General features: G+C 57.4%; 20 protein-coding genes. 11 read left to right on the top strand and 9 right to left on the bottom strand.

The annotated features are described in order from the left end of the window. Nucleotides 1-99: 99 nt before the first annotated feature. A complete protein-coding gene (locus tag AACY50_RS04605) occupies nucleotides 100-279 on the bottom strand; it encodes a hypothetical protein (RefSeq protein WP_339431780.1) in 180 nt (59 codons plus the stop codon). Nucleotides 280-347: 68 nt separating this feature from the next. Beyond that, nucleotides 348-935, bottom strand: a complete 588-nt coding sequence (locus tag AACY50_RS04600) for an LOG family protein (RefSeq protein WP_339431781.1) — start codon at nucleotides 933-935, stop codon at nucleotides 348-350. Between the two features lie 343 nt (nucleotides 936-1,278). Between AACY50_RS04600 and azu the strand changes: the two genes are divergently transcribed. Continuing rightward, the gene (gene azu, locus AACY50_RS04595) at nucleotides 1,279-1,725 is read left to right on the top strand and encodes an azurin (protein WP_339431782.1); all 447 of its coding nucleotides are present in this window, start codon (nucleotides 1,279-1,281) and stop codon (nucleotides 1,723-1,725) included. A gap of 183 nt (nucleotides 1,726-1,908) precedes the next feature. Then, nucleotides 1,909-2,202, top strand: coding sequence for a hypothetical protein (locus AACY50_RS04590; RefSeq protein WP_339538220.1), 294 nt, complete (start codon nucleotides 1,909-1,911; stop codon nucleotides 2,200-2,202). Nucleotides 2,203-2,312: 110 nt separating this feature from the next. On the opposite strand, the gene nadE is transcribed toward AACY50_RS04590, so the two are convergent. The 5 genes from nadE to AACY50_RS04565 form a co-directional block, all read right to left on the bottom strand. Further along, the gene (gene nadE / locus AACY50_RS04585; RefSeq protein ID WP_339431784.1) at nucleotides 2,313-3,140 is read right to left on the bottom strand and encodes an ammonia-dependent NAD(+) synthetase; all 828 of its coding nucleotides are present in this window, start codon (nucleotides 3,138-3,140) and stop codon (nucleotides 2,313-2,315) included. A gap of 4 nt (nucleotides 3,141-3,144) precedes the next feature. After that, a complete protein-coding gene (pncB, locus tag AACY50_RS04580; protein ID WP_221733073.1) occupies nucleotides 3,145-4,368 on the bottom strand; it encodes a nicotinate phosphoribosyltransferase in 1,224 nt (407 codons plus the stop codon). 49 nt (nucleotides 4,369-4,417) lie between these two features. Next, a complete protein-coding gene (locus AACY50_RS04575; protein WP_339431785.1) occupies nucleotides 4,418-4,672 on the bottom strand; it encodes a hypothetical protein in 255 nt (84 codons plus the stop codon). Continuing rightward, the gene (locus AACY50_RS04570; RefSeq protein ID WP_339538218.1) at nucleotides 4,665-4,934 is read right to left on the bottom strand and encodes a hypothetical protein; all 270 of its coding nucleotides are present in this window, start codon (nucleotides 4,932-4,934) and stop codon (nucleotides 4,665-4,667) included. The genes AACY50_RS04575 and AACY50_RS04570 overlap by 8 nt, the downstream gene beginning before the upstream one ends. A 135-nt stretch (nucleotides 4,935-5,069) precedes the next feature. Continuing rightward, nucleotides 5,070-6,536, bottom strand: a complete 1,467-nt coding sequence (locus AACY50_RS04565) for an alanine/glycine:cation symporter family protein (protein ID WP_339538217.1) — start codon at nucleotides 6,534-6,536, stop codon at nucleotides 5,070-5,072. A gap of 174 nt (nucleotides 6,537-6,710) precedes the next feature. Between AACY50_RS04565 and AACY50_RS04560 the strand changes: the two genes are divergently transcribed. Further along, entirely contained in the window at nucleotides 6,711-7,520 is an 810-nt protein-coding gene (locus AACY50_RS04560) for a helix-turn-helix domain-containing protein (RefSeq protein WP_339431788.1), read from the top strand. Between the two features lie 35 nt (nucleotides 7,521-7,555). On the opposite strand, the gene AACY50_RS04555 is transcribed toward AACY50_RS04560, so the two are convergent. Continuing rightward, entirely contained in the window at nucleotides 7,556-8,452 is an 897-nt protein-coding gene (locus AACY50_RS04555) for a LysR family transcriptional regulator (RefSeq protein WP_339538216.1), read from the bottom strand. A 162-nt stretch (nucleotides 8,453-8,614) separates the two neighbouring features. Here AACY50_RS04555 and amaB point away from each other — a divergent pair, with 162 nt between their 5' ends. From amaB to AACY50_RS04515, 8 genes are all read left to right on the top strand, one after another. After that, a complete protein-coding gene (gene amaB / locus AACY50_RS04550) occupies nucleotides 8,615-10,105 on the top strand; it encodes an L-piperidine-6-carboxylate dehydrogenase (protein WP_339538215.1) in 1,491 nt (496 codons plus the stop codon). A 159-nt stretch (nucleotides 10,106-10,264) separates the two neighbouring features. Beyond that, nucleotides 10,265-11,548 carry an L-pipecolate oxidase gene (gene amaA / locus AACY50_RS04545; protein ID WP_339431791.1) on the top strand — a complete coding sequence of 428 codons (1,284 nt, stop codon included), beginning with the start codon at nucleotides 10,265-10,267 and terminating at the stop codon, nucleotides 11,546-11,548. A 368-nt stretch (nucleotides 11,549-11,916) separates the two neighbouring features. After that, nucleotides 11,917-13,050: an ABC transporter substrate-binding protein gene (locus tag AACY50_RS04540; protein ID WP_221733066.1), complete on the top strand. Its 1,134-nt coding sequence runs from the start codon at nucleotides 11,917-11,919 to the stop codon at nucleotides 13,048-13,050. 178 nt (nucleotides 13,051-13,228) lie between these two features. Continuing rightward, on the top strand, nucleotides 13,229-14,143 hold the full coding sequence (locus AACY50_RS04535) for an ABC transporter permease subunit (protein ID WP_221733065.1): 915 nt from the start codon (nucleotides 13,229-13,231) through the stop codon (nucleotides 14,141-14,143). A gap of 3 nt (nucleotides 14,144-14,146) precedes the next feature. After that, a complete protein-coding gene (gene livM, locus AACY50_RS04530; protein WP_339431792.1) occupies nucleotides 14,147-15,448 on the top strand; it encodes a high-affinity branched-chain amino acid ABC transporter permease LivM in 1,302 nt (433 codons plus the stop codon). Then, the gene (locus AACY50_RS04525) at nucleotides 15,445-16,317 is read left to right on the top strand and encodes an ABC transporter ATP-binding protein (RefSeq protein WP_339538214.1); all 873 of its coding nucleotides are present in this window, start codon (nucleotides 15,445-15,447) and stop codon (nucleotides 16,315-16,317) included. The genes livM and AACY50_RS04525 overlap by 4 nt, the downstream gene beginning before the upstream one ends. Further along, complete coding sequence (locus tag AACY50_RS04520; protein ID WP_339431794.1) at nucleotides 16,314-17,030, top strand: ABC transporter ATP-binding protein; 717 nt, start codon at nucleotides 16,314-16,316, stop codon at nucleotides 17,028-17,030. The genes AACY50_RS04525 and AACY50_RS04520 overlap by 4 nt, the downstream gene beginning before the upstream one ends. Nucleotides 17,031-17,802: 772 nt before the next feature. Beyond that, entirely contained in the window at nucleotides 17,803-18,567 is a 765-nt protein-coding gene (locus tag AACY50_RS04515) for an SDR family oxidoreductase (protein WP_339431795.1), read from the top strand. 53 nt (nucleotides 18,568-18,620) lie between these two features. On the opposite strand, the gene AACY50_RS04510 is transcribed toward AACY50_RS04515, so the two are convergent. Continuing rightward, nucleotides 18,621-19,754, bottom strand: a complete 1,134-nt coding sequence (locus tag AACY50_RS04510) for an AGE family epimerase/isomerase (RefSeq protein WP_339431796.1) — start codon at nucleotides 19,752-19,754, stop codon at nucleotides 18,621-18,623. Between the last annotated feature and the right edge of the window lie 127 nt (nucleotides 19,755-19,881).

Genomic DNA, 19,881 nt, shown 5'->3' with positions numbered 1-19,881 from the left:
GAAGGCCATTTCCCAGTGACATTCAGGGGTGAATGTCACGACGCTTTCGCGAGCAAGCCCGCTCCCACAGGAACTCTGTTCAACAATTGCGCAAACGGCTCAGGCGTCTGGCGCCAGATCTTTCGGTGCATCAACATCATCATCTGTCGCCACTTCACCGTCAGGGTTCAGTGCTGCTTCTTCAGCCATTTGTTTCTTGCGCAGAAGCTTTTCCTCTTTCTTCTTTTCCTTTTCCAGGTCTCGTTGACGTTTGGCGAAGGAGTAATTGGGTTTGGCCATGGGCGATCCTCTGGGGTCGAAGGTGAGGTTGAGCGGCGCGTATTCTGCCCTGTATCGATGCCTGACGGTTAGCCGGGTTTTTGGTCGACCCACTTTGGCGTGACGGTCGGCCTCCATTGATCGAGGGCATCGAGCAGCGTTTGTGGCGATTCGCTCACTTGCAGCATGTCACGGTGTGGCCCGCGAACGAAGCCTTCGCCGACGATGTGGTCGAGAAATGCAGTGAGTTTGCTGTAAAAGCCGTTCACTTCCAGCAGGCCCAGCGGTTTGCCGTGGTAGCCGAGTTGGCCCCAAGTCCAGACTTCAAACAGCTCTTCCAGCGTGCCGAGGCCGCCGGGCAGGGCGATAAACGCGTCGCTCAGTTCAGCCATGCGTGCCTTGCGGGCGTGCATGCCATCGACGACTTCAAGGCGAGTCAGGCTTTTGTGGCCGATCTCCTTGTCCATCAGGCTTTGCGGAATGATCCCGATGACTTCGCCGCCGGCGGCCAGCGCGGCGTCCGCCACCAGGCCCATCAGGCCCACGGCGCCACCGCCATAAACCAGCGTCAACTTGCGCTCGGCGAGGGCTCTGCCAAGGGCCTGGGCGGCTTCGGTGTAAGCCGGATCAGTGCCAGCATTGGCACCGCAAAACACACAAACGGATTTCAGGGACATGCCTTTCTCCTGGGGCGATCAGTCGCACAGGGTAATGGCTGGCACGCCGCGCTCCAAGGTCTAAACTTCGCGCTGGGGTGTTTCGCAGGTGCCGCTGGCACCACAGGCATACGCGGCAAGCAGGCTGCACAACAGGCTGTTAAAGATCATGACTGGCACTCCGTATCAATGAGATGCGCCGATCATAGGTTCTGCCGGCTGATCTGGCCGTTAGATTGTCTCGATGAGTCTCATAGCCTGAAAGTTGTATACAATTTTTGACTCAAGTCATAGGAACTTGCGAAGATTTCAGGCAGTCTTCCAACCATTAGTGTTTTTGTTAACCCTGCCTTGGAGATTCACCATGTTTTCCAAAGTTGTTGCGGTATCCCTGCTGGCGCTGGCCAGCAGCCAATTGATGGCTGCCGAGTGCAAAACCACCGTTGACTCCACCGATCAAATGTCCTTCAACACCAAGGAAATCGTGATCGACAAGAGCTGCAAGACGTTCACCGTCGAACTGACTCACTCCGGCAACCTGCCGAAGAACGTGATGGGCCATAACCTGGTCATCAGCAAAGTGGCCGACATGCAGCCGATCGCTACCGACGGCCTGGCGGCTGGCATCGACAAAAACTACCTGAAAGAAGGTGATGATCGCGTGATTGCGCACACCAAGATCATTGGCGCTGGCGAGAAAGACTCGCTGACCTTCGATGTATCGAAACTGGCTGCCGGCACCGATTACGGCTTCTTCTGCTCGTTCCCGGGCCACATCTCGATGATGAAAGGCACCCTGACCCTGAAGTAAATTGCAGAGATACCTGTCAGCAAAGAGCCGCTGTAGTTCGCTACAGCGGCTTTTTTATGTCTGAACCGTTTGTCGGGTTCTGCACTGAACCTGTAAGTTCTGACAGTAGACGCAGTTTTACTTCGAGGTTCAAATCTCCAGGCGTCGCGCTTGTCGTGCGACATGAGAAAGAAGGAGAAGGCCATGACCGATAACGTTGAAGTCAATCAGCTGGAAATTACCAAAGTCACGGATTCGAAGGGCAATCTGATTGAGCGGGGGGGTAAAACCTCTGATCGGACATTGATTGTCTATGGGAAAGCCTATCGTCAAGCGGAGGTAACCATTGAAGATGATTTTCTCTTCCGTGAGAAAGTGACCACGGATCCTACAGGGGGATGGGGGGCTACGCTTAAAAAACTGCCGGTGGGCGAGCGTTACCTTGAAGCGGTGGTTAACGGAAAGCGTTCGCAGAGCTGGATTTTATATATCGTGTGACAGCGTTCAGTGATGGCTTTTGTCATCGAAGCGAGCTTTCTATCCTTTACTAGGTGAGGCGCTCTTAAAAAGCGCCTCACTGATACTCAAGACATCAAGACATCAAGACATCACGGCGCAAACGGCATCACGCGCTTGTGATGGGTCTTGTTGTAGGTCGCGACGATGATGTCGAAGGCTTCTTCACGCACCGCCTCGCCATGCAGGAAGGCATCGATCTCGGCATACGTCACGCCGTGGGACGCTTCGTCCGGCTTGCCCGGCGACAGGTCCTCCAGATCCGCAGTTGGAACCTTCTCAACCAGCGACTCCGGTGCACCAAAGTGGCGGGCAATCGCGCGCACCTGGTTTTTTACCAAACCGCTGAGCGGTGCCAGGTCGCAGGCACCGTCGCCGAACTTGGTGAAGAAACCCATTACTGCTTCCGCCGCATGGTCAGTGCCGATCACCAGCCCCTGCGCCGCGCCAGCGATGGTGTACTGAGCCACCATCCTCATCCGCGCTTTGGTGTTGCCGAGGACGAAATCCACCGACACCGCGTGTTTGCCTTCAAACGCCGCGACTTCACTGGCCAGCGACTTTACTGCCGGACCGATATTGACCGTGTGGCGCTCGTCCGGGGCGATGAAATCCACCGAGGCCTGGGCATCGTGTTCGTCGAACTGGGTTTCGTACGGCAGGCGCACGGCGATGAACTTGTAGCGGTTGTCGCCACTGCGCTCACGCAGCTCGCGCATGGCGCGCTGTGCCATCAAACCGGCGGTCAACGAGTCGACACCGCCGCTGATGCCCAGCACCAGGGTCTTGAGTCCGGAATGGGTCAGACAATCCTGGATAAAGGTGATGCGCCGGGCAACTTCGGCCTCAAGGGCCTGGTGGTTGGCGAACGGCGGCTGGACCTTGAGCTGTTCAGCAATCTCACGCTGTACGGCTTGCATGAATTCACTCCTTGCTAGATGGACTGGAATCGGCAGGAACCTGGAAAACATGTCGCAAATAGGCGACGAAATTCGGGTCTTTGCATTGCGACTTGCCTGGCTCGTCGGAGATCTTCGCCACCGGTTGGCCGTTGCAGGCGGTCATTTTAAGCACGATGCTCATCGGTTCGACACCCGGAATGTCACAGGTCAGGTTGGTACCGATGCCGAAGCTCACGTTGATCCGACCGTGCAGCGCCCGGAATATCTCCAGCGACTTGGGCAGTGTCAGGCTGTCGGAGAACACCAGCGTCTTGCTCATCGGGTCGATACCGAGCTTGTGGTAATGGGCGATGCACTTTTCGCCCCACACCACAGGATCTCCGGAATCATGGCGCAAACCGTCGAAAAGCTTGGCGAAGAACAGGTCGAAGTCACCGAGGAAGGCATCGGTGGTGATGCAGTCGGTGAGGGCGATCCCCAGCAGACCACGGTACTCGCGCACCCAACAGTCGAGCGCGGCAATCTGGCTGTCGATCAGCCGCGGGCCGAGTTGCTGGTGCGCCATGATCCATTCGTGGGCCATGGTGCCTAGCGGCTTCATGTCCAGTTCGCGGGACAGGTGCACGTTGCTGGTGCCGACGAAACGCCCGGGGAAATCGTGCTTGAGCACGTTCACCACTTCTTCCTGCACGCGGTAGGAGAACCGGCGACGGGTGCCGAAATCCGCCACCTGCAATTGCGCCAGTTCGTCTGCCGAGGCGTTGGCGGTCAGCCAGTCGAACTTGCGGTAGAGCTGCTCACGCGCTTGTTCGAGCACGGTTTCGCGGTAGCGATAGCGGTTGCGCACTTCGCTGACGATGGCCAGCAGGGGCACTTCGTAAAGGATCACATGCAGCCACGGCCCACGCAGGCGGATGAACAGCTCGCCGTTCTCGATGCCGGTGTGCACATAACGCAGGTTGAAGCGGAACAGCCCGAGAAAACGCAGGAAATCCGGTTTAAGGAAGGAGATGCGCTCAAGAAAACTCAGTTGATCGGCGCTCAGGCTCAGCTCGGCCAAACGCTCGATCTGATAGCGAATCTCCGCCAGATACGGGCGCAGATCTTCGCTGTTACGGCAACGAAACTCCCATTCGACTTCGACGTTGGGGTAGTTGTGCAGCACCGCCTGCATCATGGTCAGTTTGTAGAAGTCGGTGTCGAGCAGGTTCTGCACGATGCGATCGGCAAACACACTCTCGCTCATAACGGGTCTCCAGGTACGCCGCGCCGTTGCGCGGGCTCAATCAGTGGCGCTAGTGGCGCATATCAGCGGTGGGGATTGCCAGCGCTTTTTTGCTTTCAGGGGAAAGATCCTCTGATGGTATACATCTCAGCCCACAGAACTTATACGTTTTCGGTTGCACCTCCAGCGCGGCTTGAATGACCTGTTCAAGTCGGTCACCGCTTTTTAAGTAGTCAGCCAATAGAGAGTGTTTTGGTATTAAATTGATTTCAACTGCTTTAATCAAAGCGGCTCTGAGCATTTCGTGGGTGACGATTTTATACATGAATGACACCGCCTTTGAAGGTGATCTGTTCCAGCGTGTCGACGCCGTCCTGAAGTAATACGTAAGCCGGAAGTATCAGTCTATAAAAGTCAGAATCATTGGTGCCTTTAATGGTAACTAAAGTGAATGACTCCAAGAGTCCGGTGGCGGCGCGAATTCTGAAACAGGCATCTTCAAATAATTGGTTGGGCGTGGCGTGTGAATCTATGAAGTATGTAGGGTTATTGGTTGCATTTGCTTTTAGGGGGCAAAAATGATTCATGGGGTAAAGTCCTTCCGTTTGTTTTAGGCGTGACAGATCGAAGGGTTTATAGTTCTTTAGATATGATGTTTGCAGTGTGTTGGTGTAGTTGCTGCAAAGCCATTAATTGTTTTAATGGCTTTGCACCTGCCCGGTCTAAGCCTGTATGGGCTGTTTGCTTACGCTTGAGGAAAGAGCGGGTTCGCTACGAATCATTGTGCCTGAGCCGTCGTGCTGCGGCGGCCACGCTAAAGGATCAAGATCCAGATCAAGGAATTTGCTTGGGTCGAACACAGGCGTCTTGATGCCAGCACGGCGTTGTTCGTCGTAGTCGCGCAGAACACGCATGCTGATGTTGAAGAGCAGAAACATGGCTACCAGGTTGACAAGCGCCAGCAGCGTCATGGTGATGTCTGCAAAAGCCAGAACAGTCGACAGATCTTCGACGGAGCCCCAGAACACCAATATCAACACCAGCACACGATAGAAAATCAGCATTTTTCGAGGTTCACCCAACATGAACCGCAGGCTGTTTTCTCCCAAGTAATAGTTGTAAAGCATTGCCGTGAATACGAATAAGGCAAGCACCACGCTGATAAACATCCGTCCCCATTCCCCGACGATGGCTGCCAGCGAGTTTTGTGCCAGAGCAATCCCGTCACCTTCAAATCCCGGTGTGTAGAACCCTGATAGCAAAATCAGGAGCGCAGTACAGGTGCAGATTACGAATGTATCGATGAACACACTCAGTGCTTGTACCGCGCCTTGTGCAACCGGGTGGTCGATCTTCGCGACTGAGGCGACATTGGGAGCACTGCCCAGTCCTGCCTCGTTGGAAAAAACACCGCGTCTGACACCCATGATGATTGCGCTGCCCACCAATCCACCAAACGCCTGATCCAGACCGAATGCGCTTTTGATGATGGTCATCAGCATTGCCGGAACCTGATCGAACTGCAGAACGATCACATAGGCTGTTACGCCGACGTAGGCGAGAACCTTTATAGGAACCAGAAGGTCGGCTACTGCCGCGATACGTTTTATCCCGCCTACGAAGACAGCTCCCAGCATGAAAGAAATTGCGAGCCCCGACCACATAGGCGGCAGGCCAAACGCATTTTTTAGCGAGTGTGATACGGCATGGGACTCGAGACCATTGATTGCAAAACCAAAGGTCACCAGCAATAACACGGCCGCGACCAACCCGAGCCAGCGCTTGTCCAGACCGTGCTGGATGTACCAGGACGGCCCACCTCGATACAGGCCTTTGCCATCGCTACGTTTATAGAGTTGTCCCAACGTGCATTCGAAGAAGCTGCTCGACATGCCCAGAAGAGCGGTCATCCACATCCAGAACACTGCACCGGGTCCACCCATGCTCACTGCAATCCCCACCCCGACGATATTGCCGGTACCGACACGTCCGGCAAGGCTGAGTGTCAGCGCCTGAAATGAACTCAATTGATGGCTGTCGGTATGCCAACTGCCCCGCAAAATACCGAACATATGGGGGAAGTATCTGAGCTGGACAAATCCTGAGCGGACAGTGAAATAGACTCCCAGTCCAAGAACCAAAGGTATCAATACCTTGCTCGACAGAAAGTCGTTGATGACGTCTAGCATTCGAAGCTCCTTGCTATTTAGAGTGCTGGCGAATTAATGGTGTTGTCAGTCCTGAAGCCTTTCAGGACTCGTAATATCCAGCCGTATTTCAATTGATGCAATTTCGCAAGTTGCTTAAATGTGATGCGAGTTGCTGCTATGGTTGCTGTCTCTTGATTTTTGTTGAGTCGGTCTATGTGCGAGTTTTTTTCTGCTAACTTGAGGCTGCTGTGTAGTCACTACAGATCTGTCGCGGAAGTTTGTAGGAAACTTCGAATTAATCGTGGGCAATTCAATAAGTATCTATGTGGGAAAAGCATCCCCACACCTTTCAACCTCAAGCGAATCTGCGACTTTTTTGGCGTGGAAGCGTTTGAAATAGCGCTGCCATCGGAGCAATTCGTTGCCTTGATTGACGTTAGGGCCAATAAAAATCAGGCCTCGGGGGAGGTGAGAGCATCACGGATCATGCATGAACACCTGCGCGAACAGTCCTCACCTGAGCTGAAAGCCCACAGCGGTTATTACTACGAGTATTACAACGCAATGACTGAGCCCGGCTCTATTCTGTGTTCGCTTGTGCATGTACGGGAGGAGGGTGACGACGTTGTCTATGAGCGAAACGAGCGCTTACAGATCGCCGGGGTTGGCGATGATTTCGAGACGTATCGATATTTGGGTGTTGCCTATTACCTGCGCGATCGCTTGTTTTTCGTCGATTATGAATCGCTGACGTCAAACGAGATCAGCCAAACCATCCTCATCCCAAGTTTCAAAAGCTGTATCACTCGGCTCAATGGTTTGAAGCTTGGGGTTTCTGCAGCCGATCATCGTGCTCCTTCATGTTCAAGGGTTGTCTGGGAGTATCTCGGGCAGGAAATCAATCGGGCCGATGCCTATCGGCGCGTAAGGTTGTACAAGGCCAATGATTGCGCTATCGACGCCGATCTGCGCGCACGCCTTGCTCAAGCTCAGGTTGTGGACGGTCTGTTTGTTATTGCCTGACCCCGTCCGTGTAGGAGCTGGCGCAGGGAATGGGATCAGGGGCTATCGATCTGTTCCAGCATCCACTTCACAAAATCGCGCACCTTGGGCACTTCCGCCGAGTGTTCCGGGTAGGCCAGGTAATAGGCGTCGGTGCTGGGCATTGCATGCTGCCAGGGAATGACCAGTTTGCCGTCGGCCAATTCCTCTTCCACCAGAAACCTCGGCAATAGCGCTACACCGCAGCCGACTTGTGCGGCGCGGATGCACATATAAAAGGTTTCGAAACGCGGCCCGTGGTAGCTGTGCTCGGTCTGGCAACCCTGATTGTCGAACCAGTCGTGCCAGGCCTGTGGGCGCGACGCATTTTGCAGCAGCACCAGATCGGTGAGTTGCGTCGGGTCAGTGAACGGTGTTTGCGGCAGGCTGCCCGGCGCGCAGACCGGCACAAGCTCTTCGCCGAACAGCTTCAGGGATTCAGTGCCGGGCCGCGAACTCTGGCCGAAATAGAACGCCAGATCACTGCGCCCTTGCAGCAAATCATCGGCTTCCTGCTCGTTGCACAGATCCAGATGAATCGACGGATGGCGCAAACGCCAGCCCTTCAGGCGCGGCACCAGCCAGCGAGCGCCGAAGGTCGATGGCGTCGAGACGCGCAGGACTTCGGTCTCACCGCCGTAGGAGCGCAGGTAATGGGTCGACATCTCTACCTGTGTGAGGATTTTTCTGACTTCGACCAAGTACAAATCCCCGGCGGGCGTCATCTGCAAACGGCGACGCACGCGACGAAACAACAAGTGCTGCAACAATTCCTCAAGCTGCGCGACCTGTTTGCTGACAGCGCTCTGCGTCAGGTTCAGCTCCTCGGCGGCGCGGGTGAAACTCAAGTGCCGGGTCACGGCCTCGAAGCACTGCAACGCGGTGATCGATGGCAAGTGGCGTTTGTTCAGCATGGCGGATCCTTTTCTTGTCTTTCTATGCTCAGCATGAATAAACGGAATGATATCTCGCGTAAAGGTCGTTTGTTGCCTTGCCGTTGGGACGCTACAACTAAAGGCCTGCCCGGTCGTGAAAAAGCGGCCGCACACATTCAGTTTTTGCTTGAGGAGTGACCCATGGTTGCCGCATTGCTTGATCGTCTTGGTGTAAACCCGGCCCTTTATCAGAACGGCAAAGTGCCGGTGCATTCGCCGATCGACGGCAGCCGGATTGCCGCCGTGAACTGGGAAGGCGCGGCTGAAGTCGAGCAGCACATCAGTCGCGCAGATCATGCGTTCGAGGCGTGGCGCAAGGTGCCGGCGCCGCGTCGCGGGGAACTGGTGCGTCAATTCGGCGAAGTGCTGCGTGAATACAAAACCGATCTCGGCGAACTGGTGTCGTGGGAAGCCGGCAAGATTACTCAGGAAGGCCTGGGTGAAGTGCAGGAGATGATCGACATCTGCGACTTCGCCGTCGGTCTGTCGCGCCAGTTATACGGTTTGACCATTGCTTCCGAGCGCCCGGGCCACCACATGCGTGAGACCTGGCATCCGCTGGGCGTGGTCGGGGTGATCAGTGCGTTCAACTTCCCGGTCGCGGTGTGGGCGTGGAACACCACGCTGGCGCTGGTTTGCGGTAACCCGGTGGTGTGGAAACCGTCGGAGAAAACCCCGCTGACGGCACTGGCGTGCCAGGCCCTGTTTGATCGCGTGGTGAAGAATTTCACTGACGCCCCGGCGAACCTCTGCCAGGTGATCATCGGTGGCCGTGACGCCGGTGAAGCCCTTGTCGACGACCCGCGTGTGGCGCTGATCAGCGCCACCGGTAGCACGCGCATGGGCCGCGAAGTGGCGCCGAAAGTCGCTGCACGATTCGCCCGCAGCATCCTTGAGCTGGGCGGCAACAACGCGATGATCCTCGGCCCAAGCGCTGATCTGGACATGGCGGTGCGCGCGATTCTGTTCAGCGCGGTCGGCACTGCCGGTCAGCGTTGCACCACGCTGCGTCGCTTGATCGCCCACGAATCGGTCAAAGAAGAAATCGTCACCCGCCTCAATGCGGCTTACGCCAAAGTGCGCATCGGTCATCCGCTGGAAGGCAATCTGGTGGGCCCGCTGATCGACAAGCACAGTTTCGAGAACATGCAGGATGCGCTGGAGCAGGCATTGAGCGAGGGCGGTCGCGTGTTTGGCGGCAAGCGTCAACTGGAGGATCAATTCCCCAACGCCTACTACGTTTCGCCGGCCATCGTTGAAATGCCGGAGCAGAGTGATGTGGTGTGCAGCGAAACCTTCGCGCCGATCTTGTATGTGGTTGGCTACAGCGATTTCCAGGAAGCGCTGCGTTTGAACAACGCGGTGCCACAAGGTCTGTCGTCGTGCATTTTCACCACGGACGTGCGTGAGGCCGAGCAGTTCATGTCGGCAGTCGGCAGTGACTGCGGCATCGCCAACGTCAACATCGGCCCCAGCGGCGCGGAAATCGGCGGCGCGTTTGGTGGCGAGAAAGAGACCGGCGGTGGTCGTGAGTCGGGCTCGGATGCGTGGCGCGCCTACATGCGTCGTCAGACTAATACCGTGAACTACTCGCTGGAATTGCCGTTGGCGCAGGGCATCACCTTCGACTGATACCTTCAGTCAGATGGATAACCCCTTGTGGGAGCGGGCTTGCTCGCGAAGGTGTCGGGTCAGTCGACTTAGACGTTGTCTGATATACCGCTTTCGCGAGCAAGCCCGCTCCCACATTGTTGAACAGTGTGTTTGTTAGGTTTCTGTTGGAGTCTGGCAATGCCGTTACGCGAAGAATGTCTGTGGGAAAAACTCACGCCGCAAAGGCCCGATAACACCGCGCTCAAGGGTGAGGTCAACGTCGATGTCTGCGTGATCGGTGCCGGGTTTACCGGGTTGTCGGCGGCGCTGCATCTGTTGGAGAAAGGCAAGAGCGTTTGCGTGCTGGAAGCCCATCGCGCCGGTCACGGCGGTTCCGGTCGCAACGTCGGATTGGTCAACGCCGGTATGTGGATCCCGCCGGACGAGATCGAAGCCGGGTTCGGCGAAGCCGTTGGCAGCCAGCTAAACCGCATGCTCGGTGCGGCGCCGGCGCTGGTGTTCAGCCTTGTGGATAAGTACAACATCGATTGCCAGTTGCGCCGCGAAGGCACCCTGCACATGGCACACAACGCCAAGGGGGAGGCGGATCTGCGCAGTCGTGAGCAACAATGGAAACGCCGTGGTGCCCCCGTCGAATTGCTGACCGGCAAGGCTTGCGAGCAAGCCACCGGCACACAGAAAATTGCTGCTGCGTTGCTCGACCGTCGCGCGGGGACGCTTAATCCGATGGCCTATGTCACCGGGCTGGCGAATGCGGTGATGGGGCTCGGCGGGCAGATGTTCGATCACTCCCCGGTCACTCGTCTCGAGCGTGTGGGCCCGAAATGGTCGGTACAGACCGAACAGGGTTCGGTGCTGGCCGAGCAGGTTGTCATTGCCTCCAACGCCTACACCGAAGGCGACTGGACCGAGCTCAAGCGCAATTTCTTTCCCGGTTTTTACTATCAGGTTGCCTCGGTGCCTTTGAGCGAAGACGCCGCACAGCAGATCCTTCCGGGCGGGCAGGGCTCGTGGGATACCCGGCAAGTGCTCAGCAGCATCCGCCGCGACAAAGACGGGCGGTTATTGCTTGGCAGTCTCGGTAATGGCAATCAGAAACCGACCTGGTTCCTCAAGGCCTGGGCCGACCGGGTGCAGCAGCATTACTTCCCCAATCTGAAGCCGGTCGAGTGGGAGTGCACCTGGACCGGGCGCATCGCTTTTACGCCCGATCACTTGATGCGTCTGTTCGAGCCGGCACCGGGACTGGTGGCAGTCACCGGTTACAACGGCCGGGGTGTGACCACGGGCACGGTGGTCGGCAAAGCCTTCGCCGACTATCTGTGTAACGGTAATCCTCAAGCCCTGCCGATTCCCTTTGCACCGATGCAGCCCCTGTCTGGCGCGGGGTTGCGCAGTTGCCTGTACGAGGCCGGATTCTCGCTGTATCACGCGGGCCAGTGCCTGCGCATTGTCATTTGAATGTTGAAAGATGTTGCGTAACGCGGCGCTTTTGCGCGTAGCGACTAGCCTGTAATGGTGCGGGTTGTAGCAGTCCCGCACCAGCAGTGTGCAGTTCGGTGACGCGAGCGGTTACAGGCTGGTTGCACGTCGTTTGGTGCCGCGGTTGCAATGATGGCGCACGCGGGTTGCGCCTGAAATTTTAAAAGGTTTCACCTTCCGCGGTTTAGACGGTTGCACGCCCAATGAAAATGGGAACGAAACAGTCGAAATAACAAGAAAGCAGCGACTTTTTGAAGAATAAAAAACCGATGGCACGGCCCTTGCTCTGAGCATTCAGTGAAATGAAGTCGCAGTGCCAACTAAAAAAAACCTTGGAGCACCACCTCATGTCCCAGACGTTTTACAAGAAAGGCTTTCTGGCCCTCGCAGTGGCTACTGCGTTGGGTGTTTCTGCGTTTGCTCAGGCTGACATCAAAATCGGCGTAGCGGGTCCAATGACGGGCGCCAACGCGGCATTTGGCGAGCAGTACATGAAGGGCGCCCAGGCGGCAGCCGATGCGGTCAACGCGGCCGGTGGCGTCAACGGGGAGAAAATCGTTCTGGTCAAGGGCGATGACGCCTGCGAACCGAAGCAGGCTGTGACGGTCGCCAAGGACCTCACCAACCAGAAAGTCGCCGGCGTGGTCGGTCACTTCTGCTCCTCTTCGACCATTCCAGCGTCGGAAATCTACGACGAAGCCGGCATTATTGCGATCACCCCGGGCTCCACCAACCCGCAAGTGACCGAGCGCGGCCTGAGCGCCATGTTCCGTATGTGCGGACGTGACGACCAGCAGGGCATCGTCGCCGGCGACTACATTGTCGACGTGCTCAAGGGCAAAAAAGTTGTTGTTCTGCACGACAAGGACACCTACGGCCAAGGTCTGGCTGACGCCACCAAGGCTCAGTTGATCAAGCGCGGCGTGACTCCGGTTCTTTACGAGGGCCTGACCCGGGGCGAAAAAGACTTCAGCACCATCGTGACCAAAATCCGTGGCGCTGGCGCCGACGTCGTCTATTTCGGTGGTCTGCACCCGGAAGCCGGTCCTCTGGTTCGCCAACTGCGTGAACAGGGCTTGAAAGACGTCAAGTTCATGTCCGACGACGGCATTGTGACCGACGAACTGGTGACCACCGCCGGTGGCCCGCAATTCGTCGATGGCGTCCTGATGACTTTCGGCGCCGACCCGCGTCTGCTGCCAGACAGCAAGGCGGTCGTCGATGCGTTCCGCAAGGCCGGCACCGAGCCTGAAGGCTACACCCTCTACGCTTACGCCTCTGTACAAGCCCTGGCTGCTGCCTTCAACGGCGCCAAGTCCAACGACGGCGAAAAAGCGGCTGTATGGCTGAAGAAAAACCCGGTCAAGACCGTCATGGGCGAGAAATCCTGGGACGCCAAGGGCGACCTGAAAGTCTCCGACTACGTGGTTTACGAGTGGGACAAGGACGGCAAATACCACCAGCTGGAAAAACAGAAGTAAGGGCTGACGCGATCACCTGAACGCCATAAACCCCTGTGGGAGCGGGCAAGCCCGCTCCCACAGGGGGCGGTGGCGATAGGTAAATCGCGCTCTGACATTGCTCCGACGTAAATCTGTATTTTCCCTAGAAGAGCCGCACGCCTCAGGTGTGCAGGTTCTCACTGCGTGAGATTGCGTTATGGATGGTATTTTCCTGCAGCAACTGGTCAACGGCCTGACCCTCGGGTCGGTCTATGGCCTGATCGCCATCGGCTACACAATGGTCTACGGCATCATTGGCATGATCAACTTCGCCCACGGCGAGGTTTACATGATTTCCGCTTACCTGGCGGCAATCAGTCTGGCTCTGCTGGCTTACTTCGGTATCGAATCCTTCCCACTGCTGATGCTCGGCACGCTGATCTTCACCATCGTCGTCACGGCGGTCTATGGCTGGGTCATCGAGCGTGTAGCCTACAAACCCCTGCGTAACTCCACCCGACTGGCACCGCTGATCAGCGCCATCGGTATTTCCCTGATCCTGCAAAACTATGCACAGATCGCCCAAGGCGCGAAGCAACAAGGCGTGCCGACCCTGCTGACCGGTGCCTTGCGTGTCGACATCGGCACCGGCTTCGTGCAACTGACTTACACCAAGATCTTCATTCTGGTCGCGGCGTTCGTGGGCATGGGCCTGCTGACCTACGTGATCAAGTACACCAAACTCGGTCGTATGTGCCGCGCGACCCAACAAGACCGCAAGATGGCTTCGATCCTGGGGATCAACACCGACCGGGTGATTTCCTACGTGTTCATCATCGGTGCGGCCATGGCGGCGCTGGCGGGCGTACTGATCACCATGAACTACGGCACGTTCGACTTCTATGCCGGTTTCATCATCGGCATCAAGGCGTTCACCGCCGCGGTGCTTGGCGGGATCGGTTCATTGCCCGGTGCGATGCTCGGCGGGATCATCCTCGGGATCTCCGAGTCGCTGTTCTCCGGCCTGGTCAACTCCGACTACAAAGACGTGTTCAGCTTCTCGCTGCTCGTACTTGTTCTGGTCTTCCGGCCGCAGGGCCTGTTGGGCCGTCCTCTTGTGTCGAAGGTGTAAGCGATGTCTTCAACCACTCAAAAAAACATCGATATCAAAAAAAGCCTGGTTGAGTCGATTCTTGCCGGCCTCATTGCCTTGGTCGTGTTTGGCCCGATTGTCGGCGTCGTACTCGACGGCTACAGTTTCAACCTCGAATCGACCCGTGTGGCGTGGATTATCGCCATCGTCATGGTTGGCCGATTTGCCCTCAGCCTGTTCCTGCAAACGCCCAAGGGGCTGAAGATTCTCGACGGATTCGAGAGCACCAGTTCCGGCGTGCATGTGCTGCCAGCCGATCACAAATCAAGCCTGCGCTGGATCATCCCGTTACTGATTCTGCTGGCCGTGGCCGTGCCGTTCTTCTCTAACTCCTACCTGCTTGGCGTGGTCATCCTCGGGTTGATTTACGTGTTGCTGGGCTTGGGCCTGAACATCGTGGTGGGCCTGGCCGGTTTGCTCGATCTGGGTTACGTGGCGTTCTACGCCATCGGTGCCTACGGGCTGGCGCTGGGTTACCAGTATCTCGGTCTGGGCTTCTGGACCGTGCTGCCGCTGGCGGCGATCACGGCTGGCCTTGCCGGCTGTATCCTCGGTTTCCCGGTCTTGCGCCTGCATGGCGACTATCTGGCAATCGTGACCCTGGGCTTCGGTGAAATCATTCGTCTGATCCTCAACAACTGGTTGTCGCTGACGGGCGGCCCGAATGGCATGTCGGCACCGCTGCCGACCTTTTTCGGTCTGGAGTTCGGCAAACGGGCGAAGGAGGGTGGGATACCGTTTCACGAGTTCTTCGGCATCGCCTACAACTCTGACGTGAAGTATTACTTCATTTACGCGGTGTTGTTCCTGGTGGTGCTGGCCGTGCTGTACATCAAGCATCGTCTGGTGAAGATGCCGGTCGGCCGCGCCTGGGAAGCTTTGCGTGAAGATGAAATCGCTTGCCGTGCGATGGGCCTGAACCACGTACTGGTCAAACTGTCGGCGTTCACCATCGGTGCGTCGACGGCCGGTCTGGCCGGTGTGTTTTTCGCGACCTACCAAGGTTTCGTCAACCCGACCTCGTTTACCTTCTTCGAGTCGGCGCTGATCCTGGCCATTGTCGTGCTCGGCGGCATGGGCTCGACCATCGGTGTGGTGATTGCGGCGTTCGTGCTCACGGTGGCCCCGGAACTGCTGCGCGGCTTCGCCGAATATCGCGTGCTGCTGTTCGGCATCCTGATGGTGTTGATGATGATCTGGCGACCACGAGGGCTGATCCGCATCAGCCGTTCCGGGGTCACTCCACGCAAAGGTGCCATTCACTACGAGAGGACTGCGCCATGAGTGAAGTCGTACTCTCTGTTGAAAAACTGATGATGCATTTTGGTGGCATCAAGGCGTTGAGCGATGTCAGCCTGAAGGTCAAACGCAATTCGATCTTCGCGCTGATCGGCCCCAATGGCGCCGGCAAGACCACGGTGTTCAACTGCCTGACCGGGTTCTACAAAGCCTCCGGTGGCAAGATCGAACTCAATGTGCGCGGCCAGAAGACCAACGTCATTCAATTGCTGGGCGAGTCGTTCAAACCGACCGATTTCGTTTCGCCGAAAAGCTTCCTCAGCCGGATGTACTACAAGATGTTCGGTGGCACTCACCTGGTGAACCGCGCAGGGCTGGCCCGCACGTTCCAGAACATTCGCCTGTTCAAGGAAATGTCGGTACTGGAAAACCTGCTGGTGGCCCAGCACATGTGGGTCAACCGCAACATGCTGGCCGGCATCCTCAACACCAAGGGCTATCGCAAATCCGAAAGCGACGCGCTCGATTGTGCGTTCTATTGGCTGGAAGTGGTCGATCTGGTGGACTGCGCCAACCGTCTGGCCGGTGAGCTCTCCTACGGCCAGCAACGCCGACTGGAGATCGCCCGGGCCATGTGCACACGGCCGCAGATCATCTGTCTCGACGAACCGGCCGCCGGCCTCAACCCTCAGGAAACCGAAGCGCTGAGCGCGATGATCCGGCTGCTGCGCGACGAGCACGATCTGACCGTGGTGCTGATCGAACACGACATGGGCATGGTCATGAGCATTTCCGACCACATTGTGGTGCTGGACCACGGTATCGTTATCGCCGAGGGCGGGCCCGAAGCCATCCGTAACGATCCAAAAGTGATTGCCGCCTATCTGGGCGCCGACGAAGAGGAGCTGGTATGACTCAACCGATCCTCGAACTCAAAGACCTCGACGTGTTCTACGGTCCGATCCAGGCACTCAAGGGTGTTTCGCTGCAGATCAATGAAGGCGAAACCGTCAGCCTGATTGGCTCCAACGGCGCGGGCAAGTCGACGTTGCTGATGTCGATCTTCGGCCAGCCGCGAGCGGCGAGCGGGCAGATCCTCTATCAAGGCGTCGACATTACCCACAAGTCTTCGCACTACATCGCCTCCAACGGCATCGCGCAGTCGCCAGAAGGACGACGGGTGTTCCCCGACATGACCGTCGAGGAAAACCTGTTGATGGGCACCATCCCGATTGGCGACAAACACGCCAAAGAGGATATGCAGCGCATGTTCACGCTGTTTCCACGGCTTGAAGAACGGCGCAATCAGCGAGCGATGACCATGTCTGGCGGCGAACAGCAGATGCTCGCCATCGCCCGCGCGTTGATGAGCCGGCCGAAGTTGTTGCTGCTCGATGAGCCGAGCCTGGGCCTGGCGCCGATTGTGGTGAAGCAGATTTTCGCCACTCTGCGCGAGCTGGCGAAAACCGGCATGACCATTTTCCTCGTCGAGCAGAACGCCAACCATGCGCTGAAGCTGTCGGATCGGGCGTATGTGATGGTCAACGGCGAGATTCGCCTCACGGGTACGGGGAAAGAGTTGCTGGTGAACGAGGAGGTGCGTAACGCCTATCTGGGCGGGCACTGAGTTATCCCCAGATACACACAGCCCCGGCGACGCAAGTCCCGGGGCTTTTTCATTCCTCGAACCACCACAGCCCCTTGTGGGCGCAAGCTCGCTCCCGCAGTTGATATGCGCAAGTTCCAGAATTGTGGAAAACAAATTCCCCAACCTGCCAAAGCGCGACATATAGACGCTGCAATTGGCTGTTTTTCCACAGTTTTGACTTGTCCCCGTTTGCTGTGGAGCCGGCTGTGAATAACGTGGTAGTAGCTGGCTGCGAGCCTTTGAAACCGTGGCTTTCAGGCGTGTGATTGTTTTTTGATCAGGCTTTTTTGCGTGAGTGACAGACGCCGTTGTCAACCTTTTTATGGGGCGTGTATTGCCGTCGACCCGAGGTTGGTCAGGCTGTGGATAAGTCTGTGATTAAACTCTGGAAAGACTCCGCTAAGCGGCGTAATGACTGGCTTCGCGCAATCATCGCGGTGACTGCTCGGTCGTGCAAAATGCCATGTCCCGCACATCTGCCGCTTCAGGGTCAAGCAAAAAACTTTCTATTCGTCCCGCAAAGCCTTGTGTGGCGAGGCTTTACGCGTTTCCACTTGCCCCCGGAAACTGTGGAAGGGCCTGTGGATAAGGTGCGTGCACATGGCTACAAGCCACGTTCGCTATAGCGTTGGCGCTGCTGGTTGTTTTTTGCACAGTTCGCGAGTGTTGCTCGTGATTGCGAGGCCGGGCATGCTGCCACCTGATTTTCTATTTCAAGGGCTGCCTTGGCGGCCGAAGCAAGGAGAACACGATGTCCAACACCCTGTTTATCACCGGCGCGACGTCCGGTTTTGGTGAAGCCTGTGCCCGCCGTTTTGCCGAGGCTGGCTGGAAACTGGTGCTGACCGGCCGTCGTGAAGAACGCCTCAATGCCCTGTGCGCCGAACTGTCCAGGCAAACCGAAGTGCATGGCCTGGTGCTCGATGTGCGTGATCGCAAGGCGATGGAGGCGGCGATTGCCAACCTGCCGCCATCGTTCGCCAAGCTGCGTGGCCTGATCAACAACGCCGGTCTGGCGCTGGGCGTCGACCCTGCGCCGAAATGCGATCTGGATGACTGGGACACGATGGTCGACACCAACGTCAAAGGCCTGATGTACGCCACGCGTTTGCTGCTGCCGCGCCTGATCGCCCACGGTCGTGGCGCTGGCATCGTCAATCTTGGTTCTATCGCCGGCAACTATCCGTATCCGGGCAGCCATGTGTACGGCGCGACCAAGGCGTTCGTTAAGCAGTTCTCGCTGAACCTGCGTTGCGACTTGCAGGGCACGGGTGTGCGGGTCAGCAACATTGAGCCGGGGCTGTGTGAAAGCGAGTTTTCGCTGGTGCGTTTTGCCGGCGATCAGGAGCGTTACAACGCGACCTACGCCGGTGCCGAGCCGATCCAGCCGCAGGACATCGCCGAGACGATTTTCTGGGTCATGAATGCGCCGGCGCACATCAACATCAACAGCCTTGAGCTGATGCCGGTGAGCCAGACCTGGGCGGGTTTTGCCATCGAGCGCAACAAGGTTTAGAGCCAGCAGCCTGTGCCGAGCGAGCACGCTTGGCACAGGTCACAGGCAGCCCATCAACGAAGATAGGCCGCCAGTCCGCTGTAGCAGGTCGCAAGGTGATAGGGCGTGGTCGAAGGCATGTCCTTGCGGCTGACGTCACCTTGTTCATCGCGGCACTCATGCCAGCCACCGGCATGCAGAAAGCGCTGTTGCAATGCTTGCAATTGATGCAGCACCACAGCCTCGCTGTCGGGGCGTAAGGTCAGCGCCCGCAGATATTCGGCCTGCGCCCAGATCCGTTGAGTCGAATCTTTCGGGCGTCCGTCCAGTTCCAGATCAAGCATCGCCCGCACGGCGCCGCACGGCTGCTGCACACCGAATTGCTCGGTAAACGCGAACGCCTTGTCCAGCGCCGAATGCAGTTTCGAGCCGCGCAACAGCGCCGAGGATTGCAGCAGGAAGTACCACTCGAACTGGTGCCCCGGCTCGTACCAGTTATCCACAGCCCCGAGCGGTTTCTCCATCAACACGCCATGTTGTGGATCGATGAACCGCTTGTGCATGGCTGTGCATAACTCAACGAGCGCTTGTTGCGTTGCCGCGTCTTCACGCACTGACAAGGTCGCGAGAAAGGCTTCGGCCAAGTGCATCAGCGGGTTCTGCAACGGGCCGGTTTGCAGGGTGATCCAGTCGCGCTCAAGGCACGCTTCGTACAAGCCGTCACCGGTCGCAAAACGGCGGCCGATGATTTCCAGTGCGGCATTGAGCGTCGACTCCACCAGCGGCTCACGGGACTTGTCCCAGTAATGTGCGCAGGCGAACAGGATAAAGGCGTGGGTATAGAGATCCTTGCGCTGATCCAGCGGTTTGCCCTGTGGATCAATGCTGTAGAACCAGCCGCCATGTTCGCCATCGTGGAAGTGTCGTTGCAGCGAGCGAAACAGCGCGGCCGCGCGATCTTCGGCGTTATCCACAACCCCGATCAGGCTGGAAAACAGATATAGCTGTCGCGCGCAGGCCATCGCCCGATAGCGTTGCGGTGGCAGCGGCTGATGCGCGGCGTCCAGCGCCTCGTAAGGCAGCGCCATGTCGGCGTTCCAGCCCGGGCCTTGCCAGAGGGGCACGATCACGTTGACGAAATGCTGTTGCACGTCGCTGAACAGGGCGGTCAATTCAGGCAGGGACTTGGAGCGGGAAGCGAGGGGCATGGGCGGACGTCGTCACGGCTGGGGCGATTGCGCGACATGGTAGCAGACAGCATGGGGGGAGCGATGCGGTGTCTGATCGGCCGTCTTCGCGAGCAAGCCTGCTCCCCACAGGTTTTGTATGGACCAT

The organism is Pseudomonas sp. RA_15y_Pfl2_54 (assembly GCF_963971015.1).
GTDB classification, from domain to species: Bacteria; Pseudomonadota; Gammaproteobacteria; order Pseudomonadales; family Pseudomonadaceae; genus Aquipseudomonas; species Aquipseudomonas baetica_A.
The sequence above is the reverse complement of the archived record's forward strand: the minus strand, read 5'-3'. Positions and strand labels throughout refer to the sequence as shown.